Origin of the sequence: Actinoallomurus oryzae, assembly GCF_039541955.1 — a bacterium.
In the GTDB taxonomy this organism is placed as follows: Bacteria; Actinomycetota; Actinomycetes; order Streptosporangiales; family Streptosporangiaceae; genus Actinoallomurus; species Actinoallomurus oryzae.
On sequence record NZ_BAABHF010000024.1, the window covers coordinates 60,830 to 81,996 of the forward strand.

General features: G+C 69.7%; 19 protein-coding genes. 7 read left to right on the top strand and 12 right to left on the bottom strand.

Annotated features, from left to right (window positions below; translation table 11 throughout):
- Window positions 1-316 precede the first annotated feature (316 nt).
- The 3 genes from ABEA10_RS21445 to ABEA10_RS21455 form a co-directional block, all read right to left on the bottom strand.
- Window positions 317-631: a hypothetical protein gene (locus ABEA10_RS21445; protein ID WP_329256589.1), complete on the bottom strand. Its 315-nt coding sequence runs from the start codon at window positions 629-631 to the stop codon at window positions 317-319.
- A 791-nt stretch (window positions 632-1,422) separates the two neighbouring features.
- Complete coding sequence (locus ABEA10_RS21450) at window positions 1,423-1,998, bottom strand: RICIN domain-containing protein (RefSeq protein ID WP_345466487.1); 576 nt, start codon at window positions 1,996-1,998, stop codon at window positions 1,423-1,425.
- A gap of 55 nt (window positions 1,999-2,053) precedes the next feature.
- Window positions 2,054-3,052, bottom strand: a complete 999-nt coding sequence (locus ABEA10_RS21455; protein ID WP_345466489.1) for a hypothetical protein — start codon at window positions 3,050-3,052, stop codon at window positions 2,054-2,056.
- A gap of 456 nt (window positions 3,053-3,508) precedes the next feature.
- On the opposite strand from ABEA10_RS21455, the gene ABEA10_RS21460 reads away from it, so the two are divergent.
- Entirely contained in the window at window positions 3,509-5,434 is a 1,926-nt protein-coding gene (locus ABEA10_RS21460) for an AfsR/SARP family transcriptional regulator (protein ID WP_345466492.1), read from the top strand.
- Here ABEA10_RS21460 and ABEA10_RS21465 read toward each other — a convergent pair.
- The 3 genes from ABEA10_RS21465 to ABEA10_RS21475 all read right to left on the bottom strand — a co-directional run bounded on the left by ABEA10_RS21465 (window position 5,406) and on the right by ABEA10_RS21475 (window position 8,599).
- A complete protein-coding gene (locus tag ABEA10_RS21465) occupies window positions 5,406-6,896 on the bottom strand; it encodes a CoA-acylating methylmalonate-semialdehyde dehydrogenase (RefSeq protein ID WP_345466494.1) in 1,491 nt (496 codons plus the stop codon). The two genes, ABEA10_RS21460 and ABEA10_RS21465, sit on opposite strands and share 29 nt — an antisense overlap.
- A gap of 65 nt (window positions 6,897-6,961) precedes the next feature.
- On the bottom strand, window positions 6,962-8,224 hold the full coding sequence (locus ABEA10_RS21470) for an aspartate aminotransferase family protein (RefSeq protein WP_345466496.1): 1,263 nt from the start codon (window positions 8,222-8,224) through the stop codon (window positions 6,962-6,964).
- A gap of 99 nt (window positions 8,225-8,323) precedes the next feature.
- Window positions 8,324-8,599 carry a 4a-hydroxytetrahydrobiopterin dehydratase gene (locus ABEA10_RS21475; RefSeq protein ID WP_345466498.1) on the bottom strand — a complete coding sequence of 92 codons (276 nt, stop codon included), beginning with the start codon at window positions 8,597-8,599 and terminating at the stop codon, window positions 8,324-8,326.
- Between the two features lie 38 nt (window positions 8,600-8,637).
- On the opposite strand from ABEA10_RS21475, the gene ABEA10_RS21480 reads away from it, so the two are divergent.
- A complete protein-coding gene (locus ABEA10_RS21480; RefSeq protein ID WP_345466501.1) occupies window positions 8,638-10,275 on the top strand; it encodes a PucR family transcriptional regulator in 1,638 nt (545 codons plus the stop codon).
- Window positions 10,276-10,311: 36 nt separating this feature from the next.
- Window positions 10,312-11,418, top strand: a complete 1,107-nt coding sequence (locus tag ABEA10_RS21485) for a DmpA family aminopeptidase (RefSeq protein ID WP_345466503.1) — start codon at window positions 10,312-10,314, stop codon at window positions 11,416-11,418.
- Between the two features lie 14 nt (window positions 11,419-11,432).
- Here ABEA10_RS21485 and ABEA10_RS21490 read toward each other — a convergent pair whose 3' ends face one another.
- The gene (locus tag ABEA10_RS21490) at window positions 11,433-12,692 is read right to left on the bottom strand and encodes a glycosyltransferase 87 family protein (protein ID WP_345466505.1); all 1,260 of its coding nucleotides are present in this window, start codon (window positions 12,690-12,692) and stop codon (window positions 11,433-11,435) included.
- Window positions 12,693-13,082: 390 nt separating this feature from the next.
- On the opposite strand from ABEA10_RS21490, the gene ABEA10_RS21495 reads away from it, so the two are divergent.
- Complete coding sequence (locus tag ABEA10_RS21495) at window positions 13,083-14,114, top strand: S1 family peptidase (protein WP_345466507.1); 1,032 nt, start codon at window positions 13,083-13,085, stop codon at window positions 14,112-14,114.
- Window positions 14,115-14,195: 81 nt separating this feature from the next.
- On the opposite strand, the gene ABEA10_RS21500 is transcribed toward ABEA10_RS21495, so the two are convergent.
- Entirely contained in the window at window positions 14,196-15,185 is a 990-nt protein-coding gene (locus tag ABEA10_RS21500; RefSeq protein WP_345466509.1) for a quinone oxidoreductase family protein, read from the bottom strand.
- An 85-nt stretch (window positions 15,186-15,270) separates the two neighbouring features.
- Between ABEA10_RS21500 and ABEA10_RS21505 the strand changes: the two genes are divergently transcribed.
- From ABEA10_RS21505 to ABEA10_RS21515, 3 genes are all read left to right on the top strand, one after another.
- Complete coding sequence (locus ABEA10_RS21505; RefSeq protein ID WP_345466511.1) at window positions 15,271-15,618, top strand: ArsR/SmtB family transcription factor; 348 nt, start codon at window positions 15,271-15,273, stop codon at window positions 15,616-15,618.
- A gap of 44 nt (window positions 15,619-15,662) precedes the next feature.
- Window positions 15,663-16,160: a DinB family protein gene (locus ABEA10_RS21510; RefSeq protein WP_345466513.1), complete on the top strand. Its 498-nt coding sequence runs from the start codon at window positions 15,663-15,665 to the stop codon at window positions 16,158-16,160.
- Between the two features lie 83 nt (window positions 16,161-16,243).
- Window positions 16,244-16,771 (top strand): PH domain-containing protein, encoded by a 528-nt coding sequence (locus ABEA10_RS21515; protein WP_329256571.1) that lies wholly within the window; start codon window positions 16,244-16,246, stop codon window positions 16,769-16,771.
- 92 nt (window positions 16,772-16,863) lie between these two features.
- Here ABEA10_RS21515 and ABEA10_RS21520 read toward each other — a convergent pair whose 3' ends face one another.
- From ABEA10_RS21520 to ABEA10_RS21535, 4 genes are read right to left on the bottom strand one after another with little or no spacing between them, the layout of a single operon-like run.
- Complete coding sequence (locus ABEA10_RS21520) at window positions 16,864-18,258, bottom strand: NAD(P)/FAD-dependent oxidoreductase (RefSeq protein ID WP_345466517.1); 1,395 nt, start codon at window positions 18,256-18,258, stop codon at window positions 16,864-16,866.
- 7 nt (window positions 18,259-18,265) lie between these two features.
- Window positions 18,266-19,093, bottom strand: coding sequence for an ABC transporter permease (locus ABEA10_RS21525; RefSeq protein WP_329256567.1), 828 nt, complete (start codon window positions 19,091-19,093; stop codon window positions 18,266-18,268).
- Window positions 19,090-19,944 (bottom strand): ABC transporter permease, encoded by an 855-nt coding sequence (locus ABEA10_RS21530; RefSeq protein WP_329256566.1) that lies wholly within the window; start codon window positions 19,942-19,944, stop codon window positions 19,090-19,092. Before ABEA10_RS21530 ends, ABEA10_RS21525 begins: the two co-directional genes overlap by 4 nt.
- Window positions 19,945-19,946: 2 nt before the next feature.
- On the bottom strand, window positions 19,947-21,167 hold the full coding sequence (locus ABEA10_RS21535) for a polyamine ABC transporter substrate-binding protein (RefSeq protein ID WP_345466520.1): 1,221 nt from the start codon (window positions 21,165-21,167) through the stop codon (window positions 19,947-19,949).

Below are 21,167 nucleotides of genomic sequence, written 5' to 3' on the forward strand. Positions count from 1 at the left end.
TCTGCCGGTGAGCGTAACGACGTACGTGAGCGAATGCGTACGTGGTCCGGTTCAACACGGTCGGAGATGCCGGGGCCGAACGGACGGAGAAGCCGGGGCGGGCGGCCGGCCGGAGAAAAGGAGAAGGCCCGGACAACCGCGCCGGGGGCTACGCGGTTGTCCGGGCGTCATGCGGCCTCGGGAGAGCACCCCTCTGCAGTCACGCCTGTCACGGAGGTGTTGGAGGGGGAGGCGGCGCGACTGAAAATCGCTCGCCCGAGACCGCGGCTCTGGAGGCGGCGGGAGCCACGGCGGTCGACGGCCGGTGGATGGACGGTCATCGCGGGCCGCCGGGCCACGCGGCCGCCGGCACCCGGCCCGCCCGTGACGTCACGGCCTCGCCGAAGAGGATGCCACCCGGCTGCGATGACGGGTCCGGCACACGGCGACGCGCCTGGATGACCTCGATCGACTCGACCAGCTCCTTCACGTTGATGGCCTCGATGAAGCGGTCCGCTCCCCGCTCGTGCGGCGGAAGCGCCCACCAGTGACGAGTCGCCTGCCCGAACCAGATCGTCCAGTGCGGGTAGCGTGCCGCCAGCATGGCCAGTAACGAATACGGCTGCTGGTCGAGCGATTCGTCGGCAGACATGGAGGGCTCCCTGACGACCGGGGAACGTCTTATTTTTTGCGAGAAGCAAAAGTCGACAGTACGAAGTGTGTCGTATGCCACAGAGGAGGTCAAGGGGCCTAGCTATTATTTGTAGTTTGCCCAGTCAACGAAGTTAGGCAGGGCAAAAGCGCTGTTCAACGCCACGCTCGGCGTGGCGACAGGAATGATCTTCCCCGCCGTCCGCAGACCACGTTCGGGCGGCACCGGCCGGGCCACCCTCCGTCTTGGACCTGTTGAGCGGTCCCCCTGAGGCCATGGTGACCTACTCTGCGGCCGGTGACCACCCTCCGGGGCCGCCCCTTCTCGGCCACATCACCGTGGACCGCGTTTCGCCCCGCCCGGAAAACCGGTGGCGCACATCGCGAAAATCAGGTCTCCGCCTTTTTTCGGCTCGTGGAATCACGGAGCCGAGGACTGGGGCGCAAAATGCCGTAAGGAACGCGACTTTTATGGCCCTTCACGAGGACGCAGGGCCGGCGGACGACGGCCCGAGCAGGCTCACCATGGCCGCAGGCGTCCCCGGACGGCGCTCGCCGACATCCGGGCCGCGAGATTCGGACGGAACGGCCGACGTGCCGGCAGCCGGTCCGTGAGCTCACCGGCGGACCTCCCGGCCTCCGGCGGCGAAGAATGAGGAGCGGGGCGACGCTCGCCGTGGCTCGCCCGCGTCGCGGCCGGCATCCGCCGACCGTCGCGAGGGCCCGGCTCGGACGAGCCGGGCCGGGCCCTCGCACCACCAGATCACCGATCGCCTCCCCCCGGAAGCGCCGTCATCCCGCTATGTAGCCCGGCGTCACGAGGTAGGGCCACCAACCGCTGGGCTGGGAGTCCCAGAGATAAAGCTGGTTGCCCTTCAGGTTGGCATTGATGATCATGTTGTAGTTGTGCACGTTGGACAGAATATTGGTATATCCGACCCCGGCATCGACGACGTTGAAATACCATTCCTCGTTCGTCTGCCCGACCCACGCCCAGGTGTCGAGAGGGACGTCCGACTTCCATCCGTGGTCTTCGATCACCTGAACGCCGGAACTACTGTAGGTGTGCTTGTCGCCCATCACGACGGGCCCGCTCAGATACCAGTAGTACCAGTACTGGGTGGCCGACCCGTTCCACGTCCACTGATCGACCACCGATCCGTTGTATTTCGTGGAATTGTAGATCTCCATATAAAGGCTACAGCCTTCGCCCAGACAGTTACCGGCCTGGACCCATGTCTCGTTGGACGCCTGCAGGTCGGCGGGCGCGGGCGTGTCGGCCGCGGCCGGGCCGTTCACGGCGGCCACGAGAGCCAACGCCGCCGTGAGCACGGCCAGTCTCTTACGTCCCGAACACTTTGAGATCACGATGCAGCTCCTTATTGACGGCGAGTGAGAACCGATGCTCTGTACGACGTACGAATCAGTGGGAGAGGACGCTGACCGCCGTCCGGTACCACATTCGGGTGACGGCAGCCGCTTTGTTCAGCTCGGCTCCGCGCGCGGTGATGAGCCGCTGCTGGTACTCGGCCTCCACCGCGGACCCCTTGTCCGGGAGTTGCGTCTCCTGCCTGCACTCGCTGTCGGCCGCCGCCGTCTTGAGCTCCTGTTGACGAATTGACGAGCGAGTGAGGTCCCCTCGCCATCGGGTGTCGTTCTCGGCCGTGGACGGAGAGTCGTAGCGGTATCCGCGCGCGGACATGCACGATGACCACGCGTGGACGACCGTGCTCACTCGCGCGTCCTTCTCCGCGGACAACTGCGCCGTCAACGCGAGTCCTCGCGGGTCGACGGTGAGATCGGGGGCGCCCTTGTGGAGCCTGGAGACCGCCTTCTTGGTGCATCCGCCGCGCGGTACGTACCGCCCGTTGGGCAGAGTGCCTCCGCCGGCCGCCACCACGGCGGCCTGTTGCGCCACGGGGGCCGACTTCCCGAGGACGACCGCGGGCGCGTCGGCGGGGGGCCTGGTCTGCCGCGGCCGCGGCGACGGCCCGGCGGGCCCCGGGGTCGCGTTCGCACGATCGGTGCCCAGCGGCGGTGCCACCCGCGGAGCGGTCTGCCTCGACACCGCGTTGTTCAGCGTGTCGTAGCCCGTCGAGCGCGCGGCGGCGATGGGCAGCGGCTTGAACAGGCGGGAATCGATTCCGCTCGTTCCCGGCACATGGATGCTGTCGGCGACGGCGGCCGGGACGCCGTAGTCCAGAGCGCACTGACGCTCGAGTTTCTGCTGCGCCCGCGCCAGCGTCTCCACCTGGCCGTCGGACAACATGTAGGAGTCGAGCGGCAGCCGGCCGTCGTTTCGCGACGCCGATGCGGCCGAGTAATGTTGCGTACCACACCCTGCGAGCAGCACCGACGCGGAAATCGCCAGAATTCCCGGAATAATACGGGCCCTGCCTGAACGGCACCGGACTTCCTCCACCTTTACCTCCACTCGGGTTACCACTTCGGGGCGTACCGAAGGCAGAAGGCACGCCCGGCGCTGGACGGGATCACGGCCGTCAAGGACTCGCGGGCCGCGGCGCCACCTGCCTCGTCTCCGCGGACCCTGCCTTCCTTCTGCTCGCGGGGTTCGACGAGCAGCGACAGGATGGGGCCGCCGTATTGCGGGAACCTTGCGCCGTACGAGCGCCATGGTCCGGAAGGCCGCGAAGGTCCGTCGGCCCGGTGCACGCCGACGAGGACGCGGAGGACGTCACTCCTGGTCACCGGGCACGAGGTCACCGTGGGCGCCCGGGCCGGCACCTCGCGTAATTTATAACCTAATGATCTAGACCTGACGTCATTTACTAACTAACCTATCTTGAGTAAACGTCAAGGCGGGATTGACAGGATGCGCCAATGGCGCGCCTGCGGCTCATTGCTGAAATGAGCGAGAATGATTAGATTCGACCTTCTGGGTACGTTTCTCATTCAACACAATGGCACCGTCACGACCATTGGCGCAGCGAAACAGCGTGCCATCATCGCGCTTCTCCTGATCAGCAGGGGGCACACCGTCTCCACGACCCGGCTCATCGCCGAGCTATGGGGCGACGACGCACCTCCCTCCGCCCAGGGAACCCTGCTGTCACTCGTCTCGAGAATACGGCGTTCCTTCACTGTCGACCCCTGTATGGACAAGCTCCTGCTGAAGCAGGGAAGGGGATACAGACTGGCTCTCGGCGACGCCTTCCTGGTCGACTTTCACGAGTTCGACGAAAGGGCCGCCCGAATCCGTTCGCGGTTCGCGGAGGACCCCACGGCGGACATCGACGACGCCGTCGCCGAAGCCCTCGGCCTCTGGCACGGCGACGCTTTCGCCGACATCCCGTCGACACCGCTCGTATCAGTCGAGGCGGAACGACTGGAACAATCCCGCCTGGAGATCTTGGAAATGCGCGCCGAGAACTGGCTCACGCACGGACGCCACGCCGACGTGGTCGAGCAGAACCGGCCACTGGTCGCGGCCCATCCGTTACGAGAGCGCCTGTGGGAACAGCTGATGCTCGCGCACCACCGCGCGGGTCGTCGGATCGAGGCGTTACGGGTCTATGAGAGAGCACGGTCCACGCTTCTCTCCGAACTGGGTGTGGGACCCGGACCGGACCTGCGGCTGCTCCACCGTCAGATCGAGGAGAACAAGGTCCCCGACCGGCGGCCGACCGAGCTCACCGTGACCGCCAGGGTGCCTCCCCGGCAGCTCCCGCCCGACATCGCCGACTTCACCGGCCGCGAAGAGGCGGTGGCGGACGTGGACCGGCTGCTCGGTTCGCCCACGAGCCGCAAGGCCGTTCCGGTGGTCGCGATCTACGGCATGCCCGGCCTGGGGAAGACGACGTTCGCCGTGCATGTCGCCCACCGCCTCAGCGACACCTATCCCGACGGCCAGCTCTTCATCGACCTGAAGGGCGCCCAGGAGCAGGTTCCGACCTCCTACGAGGTCATGCACGCGTTCCTACGCGGCGTCGGCGTCACCGAGCAGAGGATTCCCCTCGACTACGGCGAACGGATCTCCCTGTACCGCAGTGTTCTGGCGGGGCGTCGCATTCTGATAGTCCTGGACAACGCTGCGGACGAGACGCAGGTCGAGCCGCTCGTCCCCGGCAGTCCGACATGCGCGGTCCTGGTGACCAGCGGCCGGCGTCTTTCCGCACTGTTCGGAGCGCGCCAGCTGCGCCTCGACCTGTTCAGCCACCGGCAGGCCATCCGCTTTCTCCGCGACGTGGTCGGCGCCGACAGGGTCGCGCGGGAGCCCGAGTCATCGGCGGAGATCGTCGAGTTGTGCGGCCGGCACCCGCTCTCGTTACGCATCTGCGCGACGCGCCTCGCCTCCCGCCCGCACTGGTCCCTGATGAGCCTGTGCCGGAGATTGGCCGACAAGGACCTCAGGCTGGCGGAACTGGCCTACGGCAACCACGACGTGCGGGCCGGCTTCGGTCTCTCCTACGCCTCCCTCGACGAGGCCGGCCGCCGGCTGTTCTGCCTTCTCGGGATCCTCCAGGTGGAGGACTTCGCCTCCTGGCTCGCCGCGCCGCTGCTCGACGTCTCGATCCACGAGGCCGAAGCCCGGTTGGAGCTCCTTGTGGAGAGCCAGTTGCTCCACGTCGCGCAGCAGGAGGGCGCCGGTGAGCCCCGCTACTACTTCCACGAACTGATCCGCCTGTACAGCCGCGGTCTCGCCGAGCACACCCTCTCGGTCGCGGAACGTTCCCAGGCGCTCGCCCGGGTGACCGGCTTCGCGGCCGGGCCGGGGCCCGTCTCCCGTGGCCTCCGGCCCGGCCGCCACGCCGCCCTCAGCCGTTCGTGGGGAAGCCCAGGTTGACCCCGCCGTGCTCGGGACCGAGCCAGCGGGCGGTGACGACCTTGCCCCGCGTGTAGAAGTGCACTCCCTCGGTGCCGTGGACGTGGGTGTCGCCGAACAGTGACGCCTTCCAGCCGCCGAACGAGTAGTACGCCATGGGCACCGGGATCGGCACGTTCACGCCGATCATGCCGACCTCCACCTCGTTCTGGAACCGGCGGGCGGCGCCGCCGTCGTTGGTGAAGATCGCGGTGCCGTTCCCGTACGGGTTGTCCGCGATGAGCCTCATGCCCGCGTCGTACGACGGCACGCGTACGACCGACAGGACCGGGCCGAAGATCTCGTCCCGGTAGCAGGCCATCTCCGGCGTGACGTGGTCGAGGACCGTCGGCCCGAGCCAGAAGCCGTCGCCCTCGGGCAGCGGGTGCGAGCGCCCGTCGACGGCGAGCGTCGCGCCCTCGGCGACGCCTCCGTCGAGGTAGGAGGCCACCTTGTCACGGTGCTGCCGGGTCACCAGCGGGCCCATCTCCGCGTCCGGCGACGTGCCCGGGCCCACCCGGAGACCCGCGACCCGTTCCTTGATCTTGGCGACCAGCTCGTCGCCCACGGGGTCGACGGCGACCAGCGCGGAGATCGCCATGCAGCGCTCCCCCGCCGACCCGAATCCCGCCGAGACGGCGGCGTCGGCGGCCAGGTCGAGGTCGGCGTCGGGCAGGACGAGCATGTGGTTCTTGGCGCCGCCGAGCGCCTGCACCCGCTTGCCGTGCGACGTGCCCGTCTCGTAGACGTACCGCGCGATCGGCGTGGACCCGACGAAGCTCACCGCGCGTACGTCCGGATGCGTGAGGAGGGCGTCGACGGCCACCTTGTCTCCGTGCACGACGTTGAACACGCCGTCGGGCAGGCCAGCCTGCTGCCACAGCTCGGCGAGCCGGACCGCCGCGGACGGGTCCTTCTCCGACGGCTTCAGCACGAAGGTGTTCCCGGTCGCGATCGCCACCGGGAACATCCACATCGGCACCATCGCCGGGAAGTTGAACGGCGTGATGCCCGCCACGACGCCCAGCGGCTGGCGGATGGAGTAGGAGTCGACCCGGGTCGAGACGTTCTCGGAGAAGCCGCCCTTGAGCAGGTGCGGGATCCCGCAGGCGAACTCCACCACCTCCAGCCCGCGCGCCACCTCACCGGCCGCGTCCGACCGCACCTTGCCGTGCTCGGCGCTGATCAGCGCCGCCAGCTCGTCCCGGTGTTCCCGTACGAGCTCACGGAAGGCGAACAGGACGGAGGAGCGCTTGGTCAGCGAGGTGTCGCGCCACGCGGGGAACGCCTCCTTGGCCGTCGCCACGGCCGAGGCGACGTCGTCCGCGGTCGCGAAGTCGACGTGCGCGCTCACCTGCCCGGTCGCGGGGTCGTACACGTCGCCCTGGCGCTCGGCCGTGCCCGTCCAGGGCTTCCCGCCGATCCAGTGGGTGATGCGAGTCATGAGTCCTCCTTCGTCGGAGGGAGTGACCACTGGCGCGTGCCCGTTGATTCCCTCGCTGCGCTCGGTCATGAGATCTCTTCCAGTGCGTCGATGAGGATGCCCAGGCCCTCTTCGGCCTCGTCTTCGGTGAGCGTGAGGGGCGGCGCCATCCGGACGGTGTCGCCGTACAGGCCGCCCTTGCCGATGAGCAGCCCGCGGGCCTTCGTGGCCTCCAGCAGGCGTTTCGCCGCCTCCGGTGAGGACAGCTCGATGGCGAACATCAGGCCCTTGCCCCGCACGTCGGTGACGACGTCGAGCCGTGCGCCGGCGGCCCTGAGCCCGTCGATGATCCGCTCCCCGACCTTGGCGGCGTTCGCCTGCAGGTCGTGGTCGAGGATGTAGTCGAGCGTGGCGTTCGCCGCCGCGGTGGAGATCGGGTTGCCGCCGAACGTCGACACGCCGTTCGCGTGCAGCGCGTCGAGCAGTTCGCCGCGGGCGACCACGCCGCCGATCGCGAAGCCGTTGCCGAGCCCCTTGGCGAAGGTCATCATGTCGGGCGTCACCCCGTGGTTCTGGATGCCCCAGAAGCTCTGCCCGGTACGCCCCCAGCCCGTCTGCACCTCATCGGCGATGAACAGGATGCCGTGCTCGGCGAGGACCTCCTGGTACGCGGCGTACAGCCCGTCGGGCGGCGCGGTGAAGCCGCCGACGCCCTGGATCGGCTCGGCGATCAGCGCGCCCACGTCACCGCCGACGACGGTCGCGAGAGTGTGCCGCAGGTCGTCCACGCACACCTTGATGTAGTCCTGGTCCGACAGCCCGCGGAACTGCGCGAGGTGCCGGTCGCCGCCGTGCAGGAAGTAGACGCTGAGCGGCGACAGGGCGCTGTTCTTCCACGAGGCGTTGGCGGTGATCGCGATGGCGCCGAACGACCGGCCGTGGTAGCTCTGCCGCATCGCGAGCACCTGGTTGGTCTTGCGCGCGTACGTCGCGAGCAGCAGCGCCGTCTCGTTCGCCTCGGTGCCGGAGTTGGTGAAGAACACCTTGGCGTTCTCGATGCCGGACAGCCGGGCGATCTTCTCCGCCAGCTCCACCTGCCCGCGCATGAGGTACAGCGTCGAGGTGTGCACGACCCCGGTCGCGAGCTGGCGCTCCACGGCCTCGCGCACCTCGGCGATGTCGTAGCCCAGGGTGTTGGTCACGATGCCGGCGAAGAAGTCGAGATAGGTACGGCCCTCGGCGTCGGTGACACGGTTGCCCCGGCCGCTGACGATCTCGATGGGCTCGTCGTAGTAGAGAGTCACCCAGGTGGGGATGACCGCGCGATGACGTGCAAGCAAGTCCGACATGTCTAGAGTCTTCCCGTCCTTCCGTACCCCGCGCCAGGCCGCACAGTGTCAGGAATCGCGATCGGCGCCTGGCAGGCTGTCATACCCGGCGAGCCTCGGTCACAGCGCGTTCAGGCGCCGGGCGAGGTGGAAGTCGTGCTCGGTCAGGCCACCGGCGGCGTGGGTGGTCTGGGTGAGGACGACGGTGTCCCACCGGATCTCGATGTCCGGGTGGTGATTGAGCTCCTCCGCCACCTCGGCGACCCGGTTGACGTACGCCATCGCCTCCCTGAAGTCCTGGAGCTTCACGGTGCGGACGATGGCGTCCTCGGCGAGCTCCCAGCCCGGTGTCTCGGCCAGCTCGCGCTCGATCTCGGCCACGCTCAACCGCTTCATCTCGGCACTCCTCACTTCTGTTTCATACCATCAGGAATGTGCTGCCCACTTTGGCCGACGTCTTGCGCCTGGACGCGGTACGGCGAGGCGAGCCACGTGTCGTGGCGGGCGCGGACCGGCTCGACGCACGCGTACGGTGGGTGCACAGCGCCGAGGTCACCGACATCGCCCACCTGCTGCGTGGCGGCGAGCTCGTGCTCACCACCGGCATCGCGCTGCCGGACGAGCCGGACCGGCTGCGCAGGTACGTCGCCGAGCTGGCCGAGGTCGGTGCCAGCGGCCTCATCGTGGAGCTGGGGCGCAAGTACGCCAGCGCGCTGCCGGCCGCGCTGATCTCCGCGGCCGAGGAGTACGGGCTGCCGTTGATCGCCTGGGCGCGTGAGACGCCGTTCGTCGACGTCACCGAGGCCGTACACGCCCAGATCATCGACGCGCAGCTCGCCGAGCTGCGCGCCTCGGACAAGCTGCACGAGGTCTTCACGCAACTGTCCGTGGACGGGGCGCCGCCCGACGAGGTCGTCCGCCAGGTGGCCCGGCTTTCCGGCCGGCCGGTGGTGCTGGAGAACCTCGCCCACCAGGTGCTGGCCGCCGACGCCGCGGGCGCCGACCCCACCGAGCTGCTGACGAGCTGGGAGACCCGCTCCCGCGCGGTGCGCGCGGAGCAGCGCACCGCCTACGACGCGTCGTCGCAGTGGCTCGTGACCGTCGTCGGGGCGCGCGGCGAGGACTGGGGACGGCTCATCATCGCCGGGGAGGGGCCGCCGTCCCCGCGCGACGGCGTCCTGATCGAGCGCGCGGCGACGACCCTCGCGCTCGGGCGCCTGCTGGACCAGCACGCCCAGAGCCTCGAACGCCAGGCCCACGGCTCGATCATCGCCGGGATCCTCGCGCACGCCTACTCCGACCCGCAGGAGGCCGCGGCGCGCGCACGCGCCCTCGGCGTGCCGCTCACCGGGCGCCGTCTCCTCGGCATCGTGGTGCTCCCCTGCCCCGTCGGCACGGCCGAACTTCCGCCGCTCGCGGAGCTGGCCGACGCGACCGCCGCCGCCTGCCGTGACGCGAGTCTCGCCGCCCTCGTCGGCACCCTCGACGAGGGGTCGCCGCAGGCGCGGGTCGGCGTCCTGGCCTCGCTGTCCGCCCGTGCCGAGGACGACCGGATCCTCCGCGAGGTCGCCAAGCGGCTGCGCGCCCACCACGCCGTCGGAGGGGCCCCGGAGGCCGGGCACGGTTTCGTCATGGCGGCCGGGTCGATCGTCGAGTCGATCCGCGACGTACGGCGCTCGTTCCTGGAGGCCGAGCAGGTCGCCGACGTGGCCGCGCGGCGGGGCGACGACCGGCCGTTCTACCGCCTGCCCGACCTGCGCCTGCGCGGGCTGCTGCACCTGCTGCGCGACGACGCCCGGCTGCAGACGTTCATCGAGCGCGAGCTGGGCCCACTGCTCGCCCACGAGGCGCGCCGCGGCGGCGACCTCGTCCAGGTGCTCACGCTCTACCTCGACAGCGGGCGCAACAAGGCGCTCGCCGCCCAGCGGGCCCACCTGTCACGTCCGGCCCTGTACGAGCGGCTGCGCCGGATCGAACGGGTCCTCGACACCGACCTGGAGGACGTGGAATCCTGCGCGTCGCTGCACGTCGCCCTCCTCGCCCTCGACTCCGTACGAAGGGACCGCTCTTGAGCGAGCGAAGCGAGCGACGGCTGAGGAGGAGGACCCTTGAGACAACGCGCTCGTGACCTGGGGATACGGATCGGCACGGCGGACACCGGGCCGGCGAACGCGATCACCGACGTGGCCGGTGTCCGGGTCGGCCACACCACGATCGTCCGGGGCGACGGGCCGCTGCGGGTCGGCGAGGGCCCGGTCCGTACCGGAGTGACGGTGATCCTGCCGCACGACGGCGTGCTGGAGGACGAGCCGCTGTACGCCGGGTACCACTGGCTCAACGGCAACGGCGAGATCACCGGCACCGCGTGGATCCACGACGGCGGCATGCTCACCACGCTCATCGGGCTGACCAACACCCACAGCGTCGGCGTGGTCCGCGACGCGCTCATCGACCTCGAACGCCGGGGCCGCGGGTACGGCTCCTGGGGGCTGCCGGTCGTCGGCGAGACCTGGGACGGCGTCCTCAACGACATCGACGGCGCCCATGTGACCGCGGCCCACGTACGCGAGGCGTACGAGGCGGCGGCGCGGAGCGGACCCGGCGAGGCGGTCGCCGAGGGCAGCGTCGGCGGCGGCACCGGCATGATCTGCCACGGCTTCAAGGGCGGGATCGGCACGTCCTCGCGCGTGGTGGAGGGCGGCTGGACGGTCGGCGTGCTGCTGCAGGCCAACCACGGCCGGCGCGAGCGCCTCACCGTCGACGGCGTCCCCGTTCGGATCGACGACGTGCCGCCCCCGGGTCCGCCGGCGACCGAGGGAGCGGGCTCGGTGATCGTGATCGTGGCGACCGACGCGCCGCTGCTCCCGCACCAGTGCCGGCGGCTGGCCCAGCGGGCCGGGCTGGGCATCGCCCGTACGGGCGGCGCCGGGGAGAACTTCAGCGGCGACGGCTTCCTGGCGTTCTCCACCGCCAACCGCGGGCGGCTGCCCGCCGACGCGCCCGGCGCGGAGCCGCCGCAGGTCTTCCAGGTCGACGTGCTGGCCGACGCCCACTTCACACCGCTCTTTCACGGCGTGATCGAGGCCACCGAGGAGGCCGTGGTGAATGCCCTGCTGGCGGCCGAGACGATGACCGGCCGCGACGGCGTCACCGCGTACGGCCTGGACCCGGACCGCCTGCTGGAGTTCGTCACGCGGCCGGGCCCGATCCGATGAACACGAGCCGGTGATCAGGAGCCCGTGGTGACGAGTTCGGTCTCCGGGATCGCGGTCTCCTTGGCCGGGCGCGACACGCGGCGTGCCCACGGCATCGCCAGGACCAGGAACGGGATCACCGCCACCGAGCTGATCGCCCACCACTCGTGGTTCTTCCACCAGCCGTTGTCGTCGAACTGGGTGAGGTAGAGGTACCCCAGCCCGGCCCAGATCGCGGCCAGCGTCATGGCCGGGCGGCTCCAGCGCGTCGGGCGGGCGCACAGGAACGGAATGAACCACAGGAGGTACTGCGCGCCCATCCGCGGAGTCACGATCATGAACGCGAGCAGGATCGCCGAGGTCTGGTCGATCCGGTCCGAGCGCCACCACAGCCACATGACGAGGGCGATCGTGGAGTACAGGATGACCTGGCCGATCGAGGCGGCGGCCGAGGCGAGTTGCCAGTCACCGCCGGTCATCACGGCGGTCCAGCCCCACTCGCCGACGATGGGGCGTACTTCACCGAGATAGCGGGCGACGTCGAGGATGCCCGACCACGAGCTGTCCACCACCAGCGGCAGCGTCACCAGGAAGAACACCGGCACCGCACCGGCCGCGAAAAGCCCGTACAGGCGCTGGCGCCAGGAGGGCAGCATGGCCAGGAGCACCGGCAGCAGGATGATCGGCCAGCTCTTGGCCGACAGCGCGAACCCGAACAGCGCGCCCGCCCACGCGGCGTACATCGCGGCCCGGTTACCGGCCTCGCCGTGCGGTGCGGGCGTCGCACGTGCCACGACGTACGCGCCGACGAGGAACATGAGGGCGACGGGTTCCACCTGGCCGTGGATGATCGCGATCATCAGGGCGATCGGGTTGCAGGCGTACTGGAAGCGCGCCTGCGCCTGGTACTTGCGTCCGGCCAGCTTGCCGACCAGCACGATCAGGACGGCGTCGGCCACGAACGTGACGACCCGGCCGGCGACCTCCCACGGCAGCCCGGTGGCCAGCACCAGCGCGTAGAAGTAGGGGATCATCGGCAGGAAGTGCCACGAGCCCTGAGTCGCGAGCACCGGATCCTGGTGGTGCAGGATGGCGCGCCCGGCGTGCCGGAAACCCTCGTTGTAGTCGACCGGCTGCCATGCGGCGGTGGCGGCGAGGACCAGGAGGATCAGCCGCAGTCCGATACCCACCGCGAGGGAGGTCCGCAGCGATGGCCGCCAGCCGCGCCACTGCGCGAGGACGGCCATGATCAGGCCTGCTACCAGGATGAATGCTACGAATACAGGATGGTCCATCGTTAGGCAAGGCTCTCACATTCGGACAGGTCGTCTGACCTGGGCCGGGTATTTACAGCGAACTCTCAGGTAGTCCTTGACCTTTGATAGCGGTCCACGACCGATCGACTACCTTGCGTAGGTGAGTCCGGACCCCCGGCCTGACACCCCGCTACGGGTCCAACGCCCCGCCGGTCCCGAGGATACGGCCTTCATGGCCATAAGCGGACTTACTATGAATCTTGCAAAATTTTACTAGATGAGTGAACCTCTCGGCAGGCAAGGTACTCGGTTCACGCCCCGCGAGTGCGGACGACCCCAGACCTTCCGCACGAGCGGGCCCCCGCCGTACCGCGCCATCCCTCGGGCGCGCCACCGGGGCGCGCCCGCCACCCCCCGAGGGAGGCTCGTGTGAGGTTCACTGCATCCCGACGCGCCGGACTGATCGTCGTGGCGGCCGGGCTGGTCGGCGGCACACTCGTCGCCGCATCCGCGCAGGCTTCCGCCTCGCAGGTGGATCCGTCGCAGGTCGCCGGCAAACTGGCCGGCCAGCTCGGGTCCCGTTCCGCCGGGTCCTACCTGGACCACGCCACCAACAAGCTCGTCGTCACCGTCACCAACACGTCCGACGCCAAGATCGTTCGGGCGGCCGGCGCCGTGCCCAGAACGGTCGCCTACAGCGGCGCCCAGCTCGCCAAGGCCACGAGCACGCTGGAGAGCACGGCTCGCGTGCCGGGTACCGCGTGGGCGGTCGACCCGGCCAGCGACCAGGTCGTGCTGTCGGTCGACAGCACGGTCACCGGCGCCAGGCTCGCCCAGGTCACCAAGGCCGCGCGGCAGCTCGGCGGCGCGGTCCGCGTCGACCACGTGCCGGGCGCGTTCACCACGCGGCTGAGCGGCGGCGACGCCATCTACGGCGGGCAGTACCGCTGCTCGCTCGGCTTCAACGTCCGCAGCGGCAGCACGTACTACTTCCTGACCGCGGGCCACTGCGGGAACATCGCCTCGACGTGGTACTCCAACTCGAGCCACACGTCGCTGCTCGGCAACACCGCCGGCAGCTCGTTCCCGGGCAACGACTACGCCATCGTCCGCTACAGCACCAGTGGCACGCCGTCCGGCACGGTCGGCAGCCAGGACATCACCAGCTCCGGCAACCCCACCGTGGGCCAGACGGTCTACCGGCGCGGCAGCACGACCGGCGTGCACTCCGGCCGGGTCACCGCGCTGAACGCCACGGTGAACTACGCCGAGGGCACCGTGTACGGGATGATCCAGACCACCGTCTGCGCCGAGGGCGGCGACAGCGGCGGCCCGCTCTACGCGGGGACGAAGGCCCTGGGTCTGACCTCCGGCGGCAGCGGTAACTGCAGCTCTGGCGGCACGACCTTCTTCCAGCCGGTGACCGAGGCGCTGAGCGCGTACGGCGTCAGCGTCTACTGATACTCCGGCCAGATCCCGATCCCGCCGGATCGGCGTGAGGACCCTCGGGACCCGTGGTCCCGGGGGTCCTCACGTTCCTGGTCACGACCCGAGCCGGACGACGTACTTGCCCCTCCCCCGCCCCTCGGCGAGCGCCTGGTGGATCTCCGGCACCTCCGCGAGCGAGTCGACCTCGGTGACCGGGAGATCCAGCGCGCCTCCGGCGACGAGATCGAGGACCTCGCGCAGGCCGGCCGCCGCGCGGTGCGTGGCGTGCGCCCACAGCCCGCTCATGCTGAAGCCACCGATCGACAGGTTGCCGCCGATCAGCCGGCCGGCCGGGGGCAGCGGGTCCTGCTCGCCGCCGCCGGCGTTGCCGAACAGGACGATCCGGCCTCCGGGGGCGGTGACGGCCAGGTCGGTCCGGAGCGCGCGGGTGCCCAGCGGGTCGAGCACGACGTCCGCCCCGACGCCACCGGTGGCCGTGCGAATCGCCTCCTCCAGGCCGGCGTCGCGCGGCACCACGGCGTCGTACCCGCTCTCCAGCGCCGGGCCGACACCGGCGGGCCGGCTCACGGTGCCGACCAGCCGTCCTCCGCCGAGCACCGGCACGAGCCGGGCCACCGCGCTCCCGATCCCCCCGCCGGCCGAGTGGACCAGCACGGTCTCCCCGGGCCGGAAGCGCGCGGCGTCACGCAGGAGGAGGAGCCCGGTGGTCAGCATGAGCGGAGCCGCCGCCGCGACCGGGGACGGTACGCCCACGGGCACGGGCACGGCGGAGGCGGCGGGCACCCGCACCACCTCGGCCAGACCGCCGCCACCGGTGAACGCGGCGACCCGCCGGCCCGGCTCCAGGCCCGTGACGCCCGGCCCGGCCTCCCGGACCGTGCCGGACACCTCCAGGCCCGGGCGGTACGGCCACTCCTTGGCGTAGCCGGGGTCACCGCGACGGGCCATCACGTCGATGAAGTTGATCCCGGCGTAGTCCACCTCCACGGTCACCTCACCCGCGCCCGGATGAGGCTCCTCGACCTCGGCGACCCTTGTGCGGTCGGCGTCCTGGGACGGTCCGGCCATGACCAGTGCGCGCATGACAGCTCCTTCGAATTTCGATGTTCGTAGAACGACGAAAACCGTACAACCGTTGTACGATGTTTGTCGAATGAAAGAGGGAACGATGCCGAGATCTCAGCGCCGCCGCACGGCGCTCACCCATCCCGAGCCGGAGGACTTCGACGTGCTGGACATCCTGCACGCGATGTCCGACCCGACCCGGATGACGATCGTCCAGACCCTGCGCTCCACGCCGGAGCGCGCGTGCGGGACGTTCCCGGTCGACGTCGCGCCCTCGACGCTGTCCCATCACTTCCGCGTGCTGCGCGACTCCGGGGTGATCCGGCAGCGTGAGGAGGGCACGCGCCGGTGGACCACGCTCCGCGAGGAGGAGCTCGACCGCCGCTTCCCCGGGCTGCTGGACGCGATCGTGACCGCCTACGAAACGAGCACGGCCGCCGGGACGCCGTGAAGTCGTTTGCCCCACGTCGCGCCCGACCGGCAGGATCCAAGGTCATGGAACGTATCGACGTGCCGTACGCCGCCGATGAGCGCTCGATGCTCATCTCTTGGCTGGACTGGCACCGGGCCACCGTGTTCGCCAAGACCGAGGGCCTGGCCGAGGATCTCGCCCACCGTCCGCTGCTCGCCTCCTCTCCCCTGATGACGGTCGCCGGGCTCGTCAGCCACCTCTACTGGGTGGAGCGCAATTGGATCGAGCACACGCTGCTCGGCGGCCCGGACGAGCAGCCGTGGACCGAGGAGGATCCGGACAAGGACTTCCGCGCCGACGGCACGCCGCTGTCGGAGCTGCTGGCGGCGTACGAGCGGCAGTGCTCGGCCAACAACGAGGTCCTGCGCTCGCTGAGCCTGGACACCGAGTCGAAGATCGAGCGGCGGAACGGGCGTGTCACGCTCCGCTGGATCATCGTGCACCTCATCGAGGAGACCGCCCGGCACAACGGCCACATCGACATCCTGCGGGAGATGCTCGACGGCGTGACCGGCGACTGAGCCGTGGGCTCCAAGCCCAGGGGAACAGGCCACGCGCGGCCAAAAGGATCACGAACGCGCTGGCCTCGGGTTAGAGTGCCGACGTGCCGATCCCGGGTTTTCTGGCCGTACGAAACGTCAATCCGCACCATCTCCAGAAGTACCTGCTTCCGCAGGAGATGGACGATGACACGGTGTTGATCCGTCGTCATCCCGCCGTGTTCCTGCAGCAGGTCTTCGAGACGCTCGGCGCGCTGATCCTCGCCGGCGTGCTCACCGGCTTCGTGCACAACTCCACCGCCGTCACGGTGATCTGGGTGGGCTTCCTCATGGTCGCCTCCCGGCTGGTCTTCAAGGTGTTCGAGTGGTCCGATGAGTTCTTCGCGGTCACCAAGGTGCGCGCGATCCTCGTCCACGGCATCGTCACGCGCCGCGTCGACATGATGCCGCTGTCGAAGGTCACCGACCTGACGGTCGACCGCTCGATCCTGGGCCGGATGCTGGGCTACGGCACGATCGTGCTGGAGTCCGCCGGTCAGGACCAGGCCCTGTCACGCGTCGAGTACGTCCCCGAGCCGGAGTCGATCTACTTGGACATCTCCGCGGTGGCGTTCGGCCATGGGGACGACTGAGCGACGAGCCGACGAGCGAGCGGAGCGGCCGGTGAGGAACGAGCCGTCCGCGTAGCGAGTGAGGAGGCGAGCGCGACCATCAGACGCGACCACTAGGAGTCGAAGCCGACGCCCAGGGCGTCGAGGGTGCGCAGCCACAGGTTGCGGCGGCCCTCGTGCCGGTCCGCCTGGGCCAGGGACCAGCGGGTGAGCTGCACCGCGCCGTACCGCAGCGGCTCCGGCGGGAACGGCACCGGCTTGGAGCGCACCATCGCCGGCCGGGTGCGCTCGGTCTCCTCGCCCGACAGCAGGTCGAGCATGACGTCGGCGCCGAACCGCGTCGCGCCGACGCCGAGCCCGGTGTACCCCGCGGCGTACGCGAGCCGCCCGCCGTACGCGGTGCCGAAGAACGCGCAGAACCGGCTGCACGTGTCGATGACGCCGCCCCAGGCGTTGGTGAACCGCACGCCCTCGAGCTGCGGGAAGGTCGTGAAGAAGTGTTCGGCGAGCGTCGCGAACGTGGCCGGCCGGCGTTCGAGCTCGGCGCGGACCGCGCCGCCGAAGTGGTAGATCGCGTCGTAGCCGCCCCACAGGATCCGGTTGTCGGCGGTCAGCCGGTAGTAGTGGAACCGATTGCCGGAGTCGCCCACGCCCGTACGGCTCCGCCAGCCCACCGAGGCGAGGCGCGCGTCGGAGAGCGGCTCGGTGACGAGCGCGTAGTCATAGACCGGCGCGATGAAGTGGCGCAGGCGGCGCAGCGGTGCGGGGAAGCTGCCGGTGCCCAGTGCGACCTCCCCCGCGGTGACCGTGCCGTACGGCGTCCGCAGCCGGAGCCCGCCGCCCGCCTCCTCGATCGCTAGCACCGGCGTGCGCTCGAAGATCCGCACTCCGGCCGCCAGGCACGCCCTCCGCAGCCCCCAAGCGAGCTTGGCCGGATGCACCAGCGCGACACCGTCCCGGTCCCACAGGCCGCCCTGGTAGGTCGGCGAGTTCACCTCGGCCCGCACGGCATCGGCGTCGAGCGGTTCGAGGTGCCGCCCGGCCTCGCCCGCGCGCTCGGCCAGCTCGGCGAGGTCGGCGAGCTGCCAGTCCTCGGTGGCGACGTCGAGCTCGCCGGTGCGCTCGAACTCCGCGTCGATGCCGTACCGCGCGAGCGCGGCCTCGATGCCGTCGAGGTTCTCGCGGCCGAGCCGCTCCAGCGTGGCGATCTCCTCGGGCCAGCGGGCCAGGCCGTTGCCCAGCCCGTGCGTGAGGCTCGCCGCGCAGAAGCCGCCGTTGCGCCCGGAGGCGGCACCCCCGGCGACGTCGGCCTCCAGGAGGACGACGTCGAGCGACGGGTCGCGTTCCCGCGCGCGCAGCGCGGTCCACAGCCCGGTGTACCCGCCACCGATGACCGCGAGGTCGGCCGAGACCGGGCCGGTCAGCGCGGCGGCGGGCTCGGGCGCCGCCGGGTCGGTCAGCCAGTAGGGCGTGGGCTCGGCTTCGGCCAGTGCCCTCAGTGCGTCCATCAGAGCCTCACCTGCGCCGCCGGGCGAGCACCGCGTTGCCGACCGCGAGCAGCACACCCGCCACGAAGATCAGCGTGCCCATGACGTTGACCTGCGGCGGCAGGCCGTTCTTCTGCGCACCCCAGATCCACAGCGGGAACGTCAGGGTGGAGCCGCTGTTGAAGCTCGTGATGATGAAGTCGTCGATCGACAGCGCGAACGCCAGCAGGGCGCCGGCCAGCACCGCCGGGAAGATCATCGGCAGGGTCACGAGCCGGAACGCCGTCCAGCCGGTCGCCCCGAGATCGCGGGCCGCCTCGTCGATCGCCGGGTCGAGGGTGAGCACCCGCGAGCGCACGGTGACCGCGACGAACGACAGCGAGAACATGATGTGCGCGATCACGATCGTCCAGTAGCCGCGCCCGATGTTCAGCTGCACGAAGAAGGACAGCAGGGACGCGCCCATGACCGTCTCCGGCGCGGAGATCGCGGCGAACTGCACGAGGTTCAGCGAGCCCTGTCCGCGGAAGCGGTACCTGCCGAGGGCGAGTCCGATCAGCGTGCCGAGGACCGCGCTGCCGACCGTGGCGATCAACGCGATCGTCAGGGAGTTCACCAGGGCCGTGGTCAGGTCCGGCACCGAGAACAGCTGGCCGTACCACTTGAACGTGAAGCCCTGCCAGGTGAGGTTGAGCCGGCCCTTGGCGTCGTTGAACCCGAACGCGATCATCACCGCGATCGGCAGGCACAGCCAGATGATGATCAGCCAGGTGTAGGCGTACAGCAGCCGATCGCTCCAGCGCCCGCGCGCCCTGCGCGCCGTACGGGAGCCGTCCTCCACCACGGTCGCGGTCATCGCGTCGCCACCTCCAGGACGTCCTCGGTGCCCAACGCCTTGGCGTACAGGAAGATCCCGATGAGCAGGATCGCCATCAGCGTGAAGGACAGTGCCGCGGCCTGCGGATAATCGGTGTTGACCAGGTAGAGGTTCTGGATGATGTTGCCGATCATCGTGTTGTTGGTGCCGCCGAGCACGGTGGAGTTCACGTAGTCGGCGCTGACCGGCACGAACGTCATCAGCACCCCGGCGAAGACCCCGGGCAGCGAGAGCGGGAACACCACCCGCGCGAACGCCTGCGCCGGCGAGGCGTACAGGTCCTGGGCCGCCTCGATCATCTTGGGGTCCACCCGCTCCAGCGCCACGTAGATCGGCAGGACCATGAACGGCAGGTAGTTGTACGTGAGCCCGGCCACGACCGCGAACCCGGTGGCGATCACGTGGAAGTCCTGCGGCAACAGGCCGACGTCCTTCAGCGGCGACAGCACGATGCCGTCGTCGGCCAGCAGGAACTTCCAGGAGAAGGTCCGCAGCACGAACGAGACGAAGAACGGCAGCAGGATCAGGAACAGGTACGTCGTCTTGCGCGCGCCGCCGCGGAAGGCGATCCAGTACGCCACCGGGTAGGCCAGCACGATGCAGGCCGCCGTGGCGAGCAGGCCGTAGACGAGCGACCGGATGAGCTGGTCGGCGTAGGTGGACAGGCCGTCGCTGTAGTTCTGCCAGTGCCAGGTGAGCCGGAACCCGTTGACGACGTCACCCTGCATCAGCGAGAACGACAGCATCACCACCATCGGCACGACGAAGAAGATGGCGAGCCACAGCCCTCCGGGCAGGATCAGGGCGTACGGGGCGAGGCGCCGGCGCATCGTCAGCCCGCCGTGATGTGCTGGAAGGTGGTGTTGTACTCCTTCTCCTCGGCCGTCGTCAGGGTGCGGTAGTGCCGCAGCTTGGCGTAGTCGGCGTCGGAGGGGAAGACGAGCGGGCTTTCCGCGATCTGCTGCAGCGACTTCTGGTCGGCGCCGGTGGCCTTGGCGGCGTCGGCCTCGATGGCCTGCTTCGCGGCGGGCACCGGGGTCACGTAGTTGACGCTCTCGGCCAGCTTCGCGGCGGTGTCCGGCAGGTAGAAGAAGTCCATCAGCATGAGCGCGTCGACCGGGTTCTCCGCGGTCTTGGGGATCATCAGGCTGTCGGTCCAGAGGGTCGCGCCCTCCTTGGGGATGACGAACTTCAGGTTCGACTTCTCCGAGAGGTTCTGCTGGAAGATGTCGCCGGACCAGGCCATGGTGAGCCACACGTCGCCGCGCGTCAGGGCGTCGATGTAGTCCTGCTCGTAGTACTTGCGGACGATGCCCTTGCTCTTCTGCTCCTGCAGCCTGGCGGCGGCGCGCTTCCAGTCGGCGGGGGTGGACTTCTCCGGGTCGACGCCGATGGCGAACATCCCGAAGTTCCCGATCTCCTGCGGATCGGACATCATCCCGACCTTGCCCTTGAACGCGGGGTCCCACAGGTCCTGGATGCTGGTGATCTCGCGCCCGGTCTTCGCCGGGTCGTACGCGATGCCGGTGAGCCCCGTCTGGTACGGGATGCTGAAGACGTTTCCCGGGTCGAAGGACTCCTTGCGGTAGATCTCCGCGGCGTACTTGGCGAAGTTCGGCAGCCGTGAGTGGTCCAGCGGCACGAGATAGCCGAGCTCCTTGAGCTTGGTGAACTCCACGCCGTTGGTGACCACCATCAGGTCGTAGCCGATCGACTGCCCGGCCTGGAGCTGCGGCGCGATCTTGCCGAACCACTGGGGCATCTCCGAGATGACCTCCCGGTAGGTCACCGTGATGCCGGTCGCCTTAGTGAACGCCTTCAGCGGCGTGCGGGCCTTGTCCATGTACAGCGGCCAGTTCGCGAAGTTCACGTGGCCGTGCTTGGTCTTGCCGGCCCAGTACTTCTGCACGTCGTTCTGCTTGGGCGGGGCGGCCTTCTGTCCCTTGACGCCGCAGGCGGCCAGCCCGAGCCCGGCACCCGTGAGTCCCAGGAGCCGCAGGGCGTCGCGGCGGTTGCTCGTCATGCCTCGGAGGAACGCGGGGTCTGTGGTCAT

What these genes read in the sequence shown, in the direction of transcription:
- ABEA10_RS21445 (WP_329256589.1), bottom strand. Translation starts at nt 631, where the DNA reads ATGTCTGCCGACGAATCGCTCGACCAGCAGCCGTATTCGTTACTGGCC.
- ABEA10_RS21460 (WP_345466492.1), top strand. Translation starts at nt 3,509, where the DNA reads ATGATTAGATTCGACCTTCTGGGTACGTTTCTCATTCAACACAATGGC.
- ABEA10_RS21465 (WP_345466494.1), bottom strand. Translation starts at nt 6,896, where the DNA reads ATGACTCGCATCACCCACTGGATCGGCGGGAAGCCCTGGACGGGCACG.
- ABEA10_RS21470 (WP_345466496.1), bottom strand. Translation starts at nt 8,224, where the DNA reads ATGTCGGACTTGCTTGCACGTCATCGCGCGGTCATCCCCACCTGGGTG.
- ABEA10_RS21475 (WP_345466498.1), bottom strand. Translation starts at nt 8,599, where the DNA reads ATGAAGCGGTTGAGCGTGGCCGAGATCGAGCGCGAGCTGGCCGAGACA.
- ABEA10_RS21490 (WP_345466505.1), bottom strand. Translation starts at nt 12,692, where the DNA reads ATGGACCATCCTGTATTCGTAGCATTCATCCTGGTAGCAGGCCTGATC.
- ABEA10_RS21500 (WP_345466509.1), bottom strand. Translation starts at nt 15,185, where the DNA reads ATGCGCGCACTGGTCATGGCCGGACCGTCCCAGGACGCCGACCGCACA.
- ABEA10_RS21505 (WP_345466511.1), top strand. Translation starts at nt 15,271, where the DNA reads ATGCCGAGATCTCAGCGCCGCCGCACGGCGCTCACCCATCCCGAGCCG.
- ABEA10_RS21510 (WP_345466513.1), top strand. Translation starts at nt 15,663, where the DNA reads ATGGAACGTATCGACGTGCCGTACGCCGCCGATGAGCGCTCGATGCTC.
- ABEA10_RS21520 (WP_345466517.1), bottom strand. Translation starts at nt 18,258, where the DNA reads ATGGACGCACTGAGGGCACTGGCCGAAGCCGAGCCCACGCCCTACTGG.
- ABEA10_RS21525 (WP_329256567.1), bottom strand. Translation starts at nt 19,093, where the DNA reads ATGACCGCGACCGTGGTGGAGGACGGCTCCCGTACGGCGCGCAGGGCG.
- ABEA10_RS21530 (WP_329256566.1), bottom strand. Translation starts at nt 19,944, where the DNA reads ATGCGCCGGCGCCTCGCCCCGTACGCCCTGATCCTGCCCGGAGGGCTG.
- ABEA10_RS21535 (WP_345466520.1), bottom strand. Translation starts at nt 21,167, where the DNA reads ATGACCACAGACCCCGCGTTCCTCCGAGGCATGACGAGCAACCGCCGC.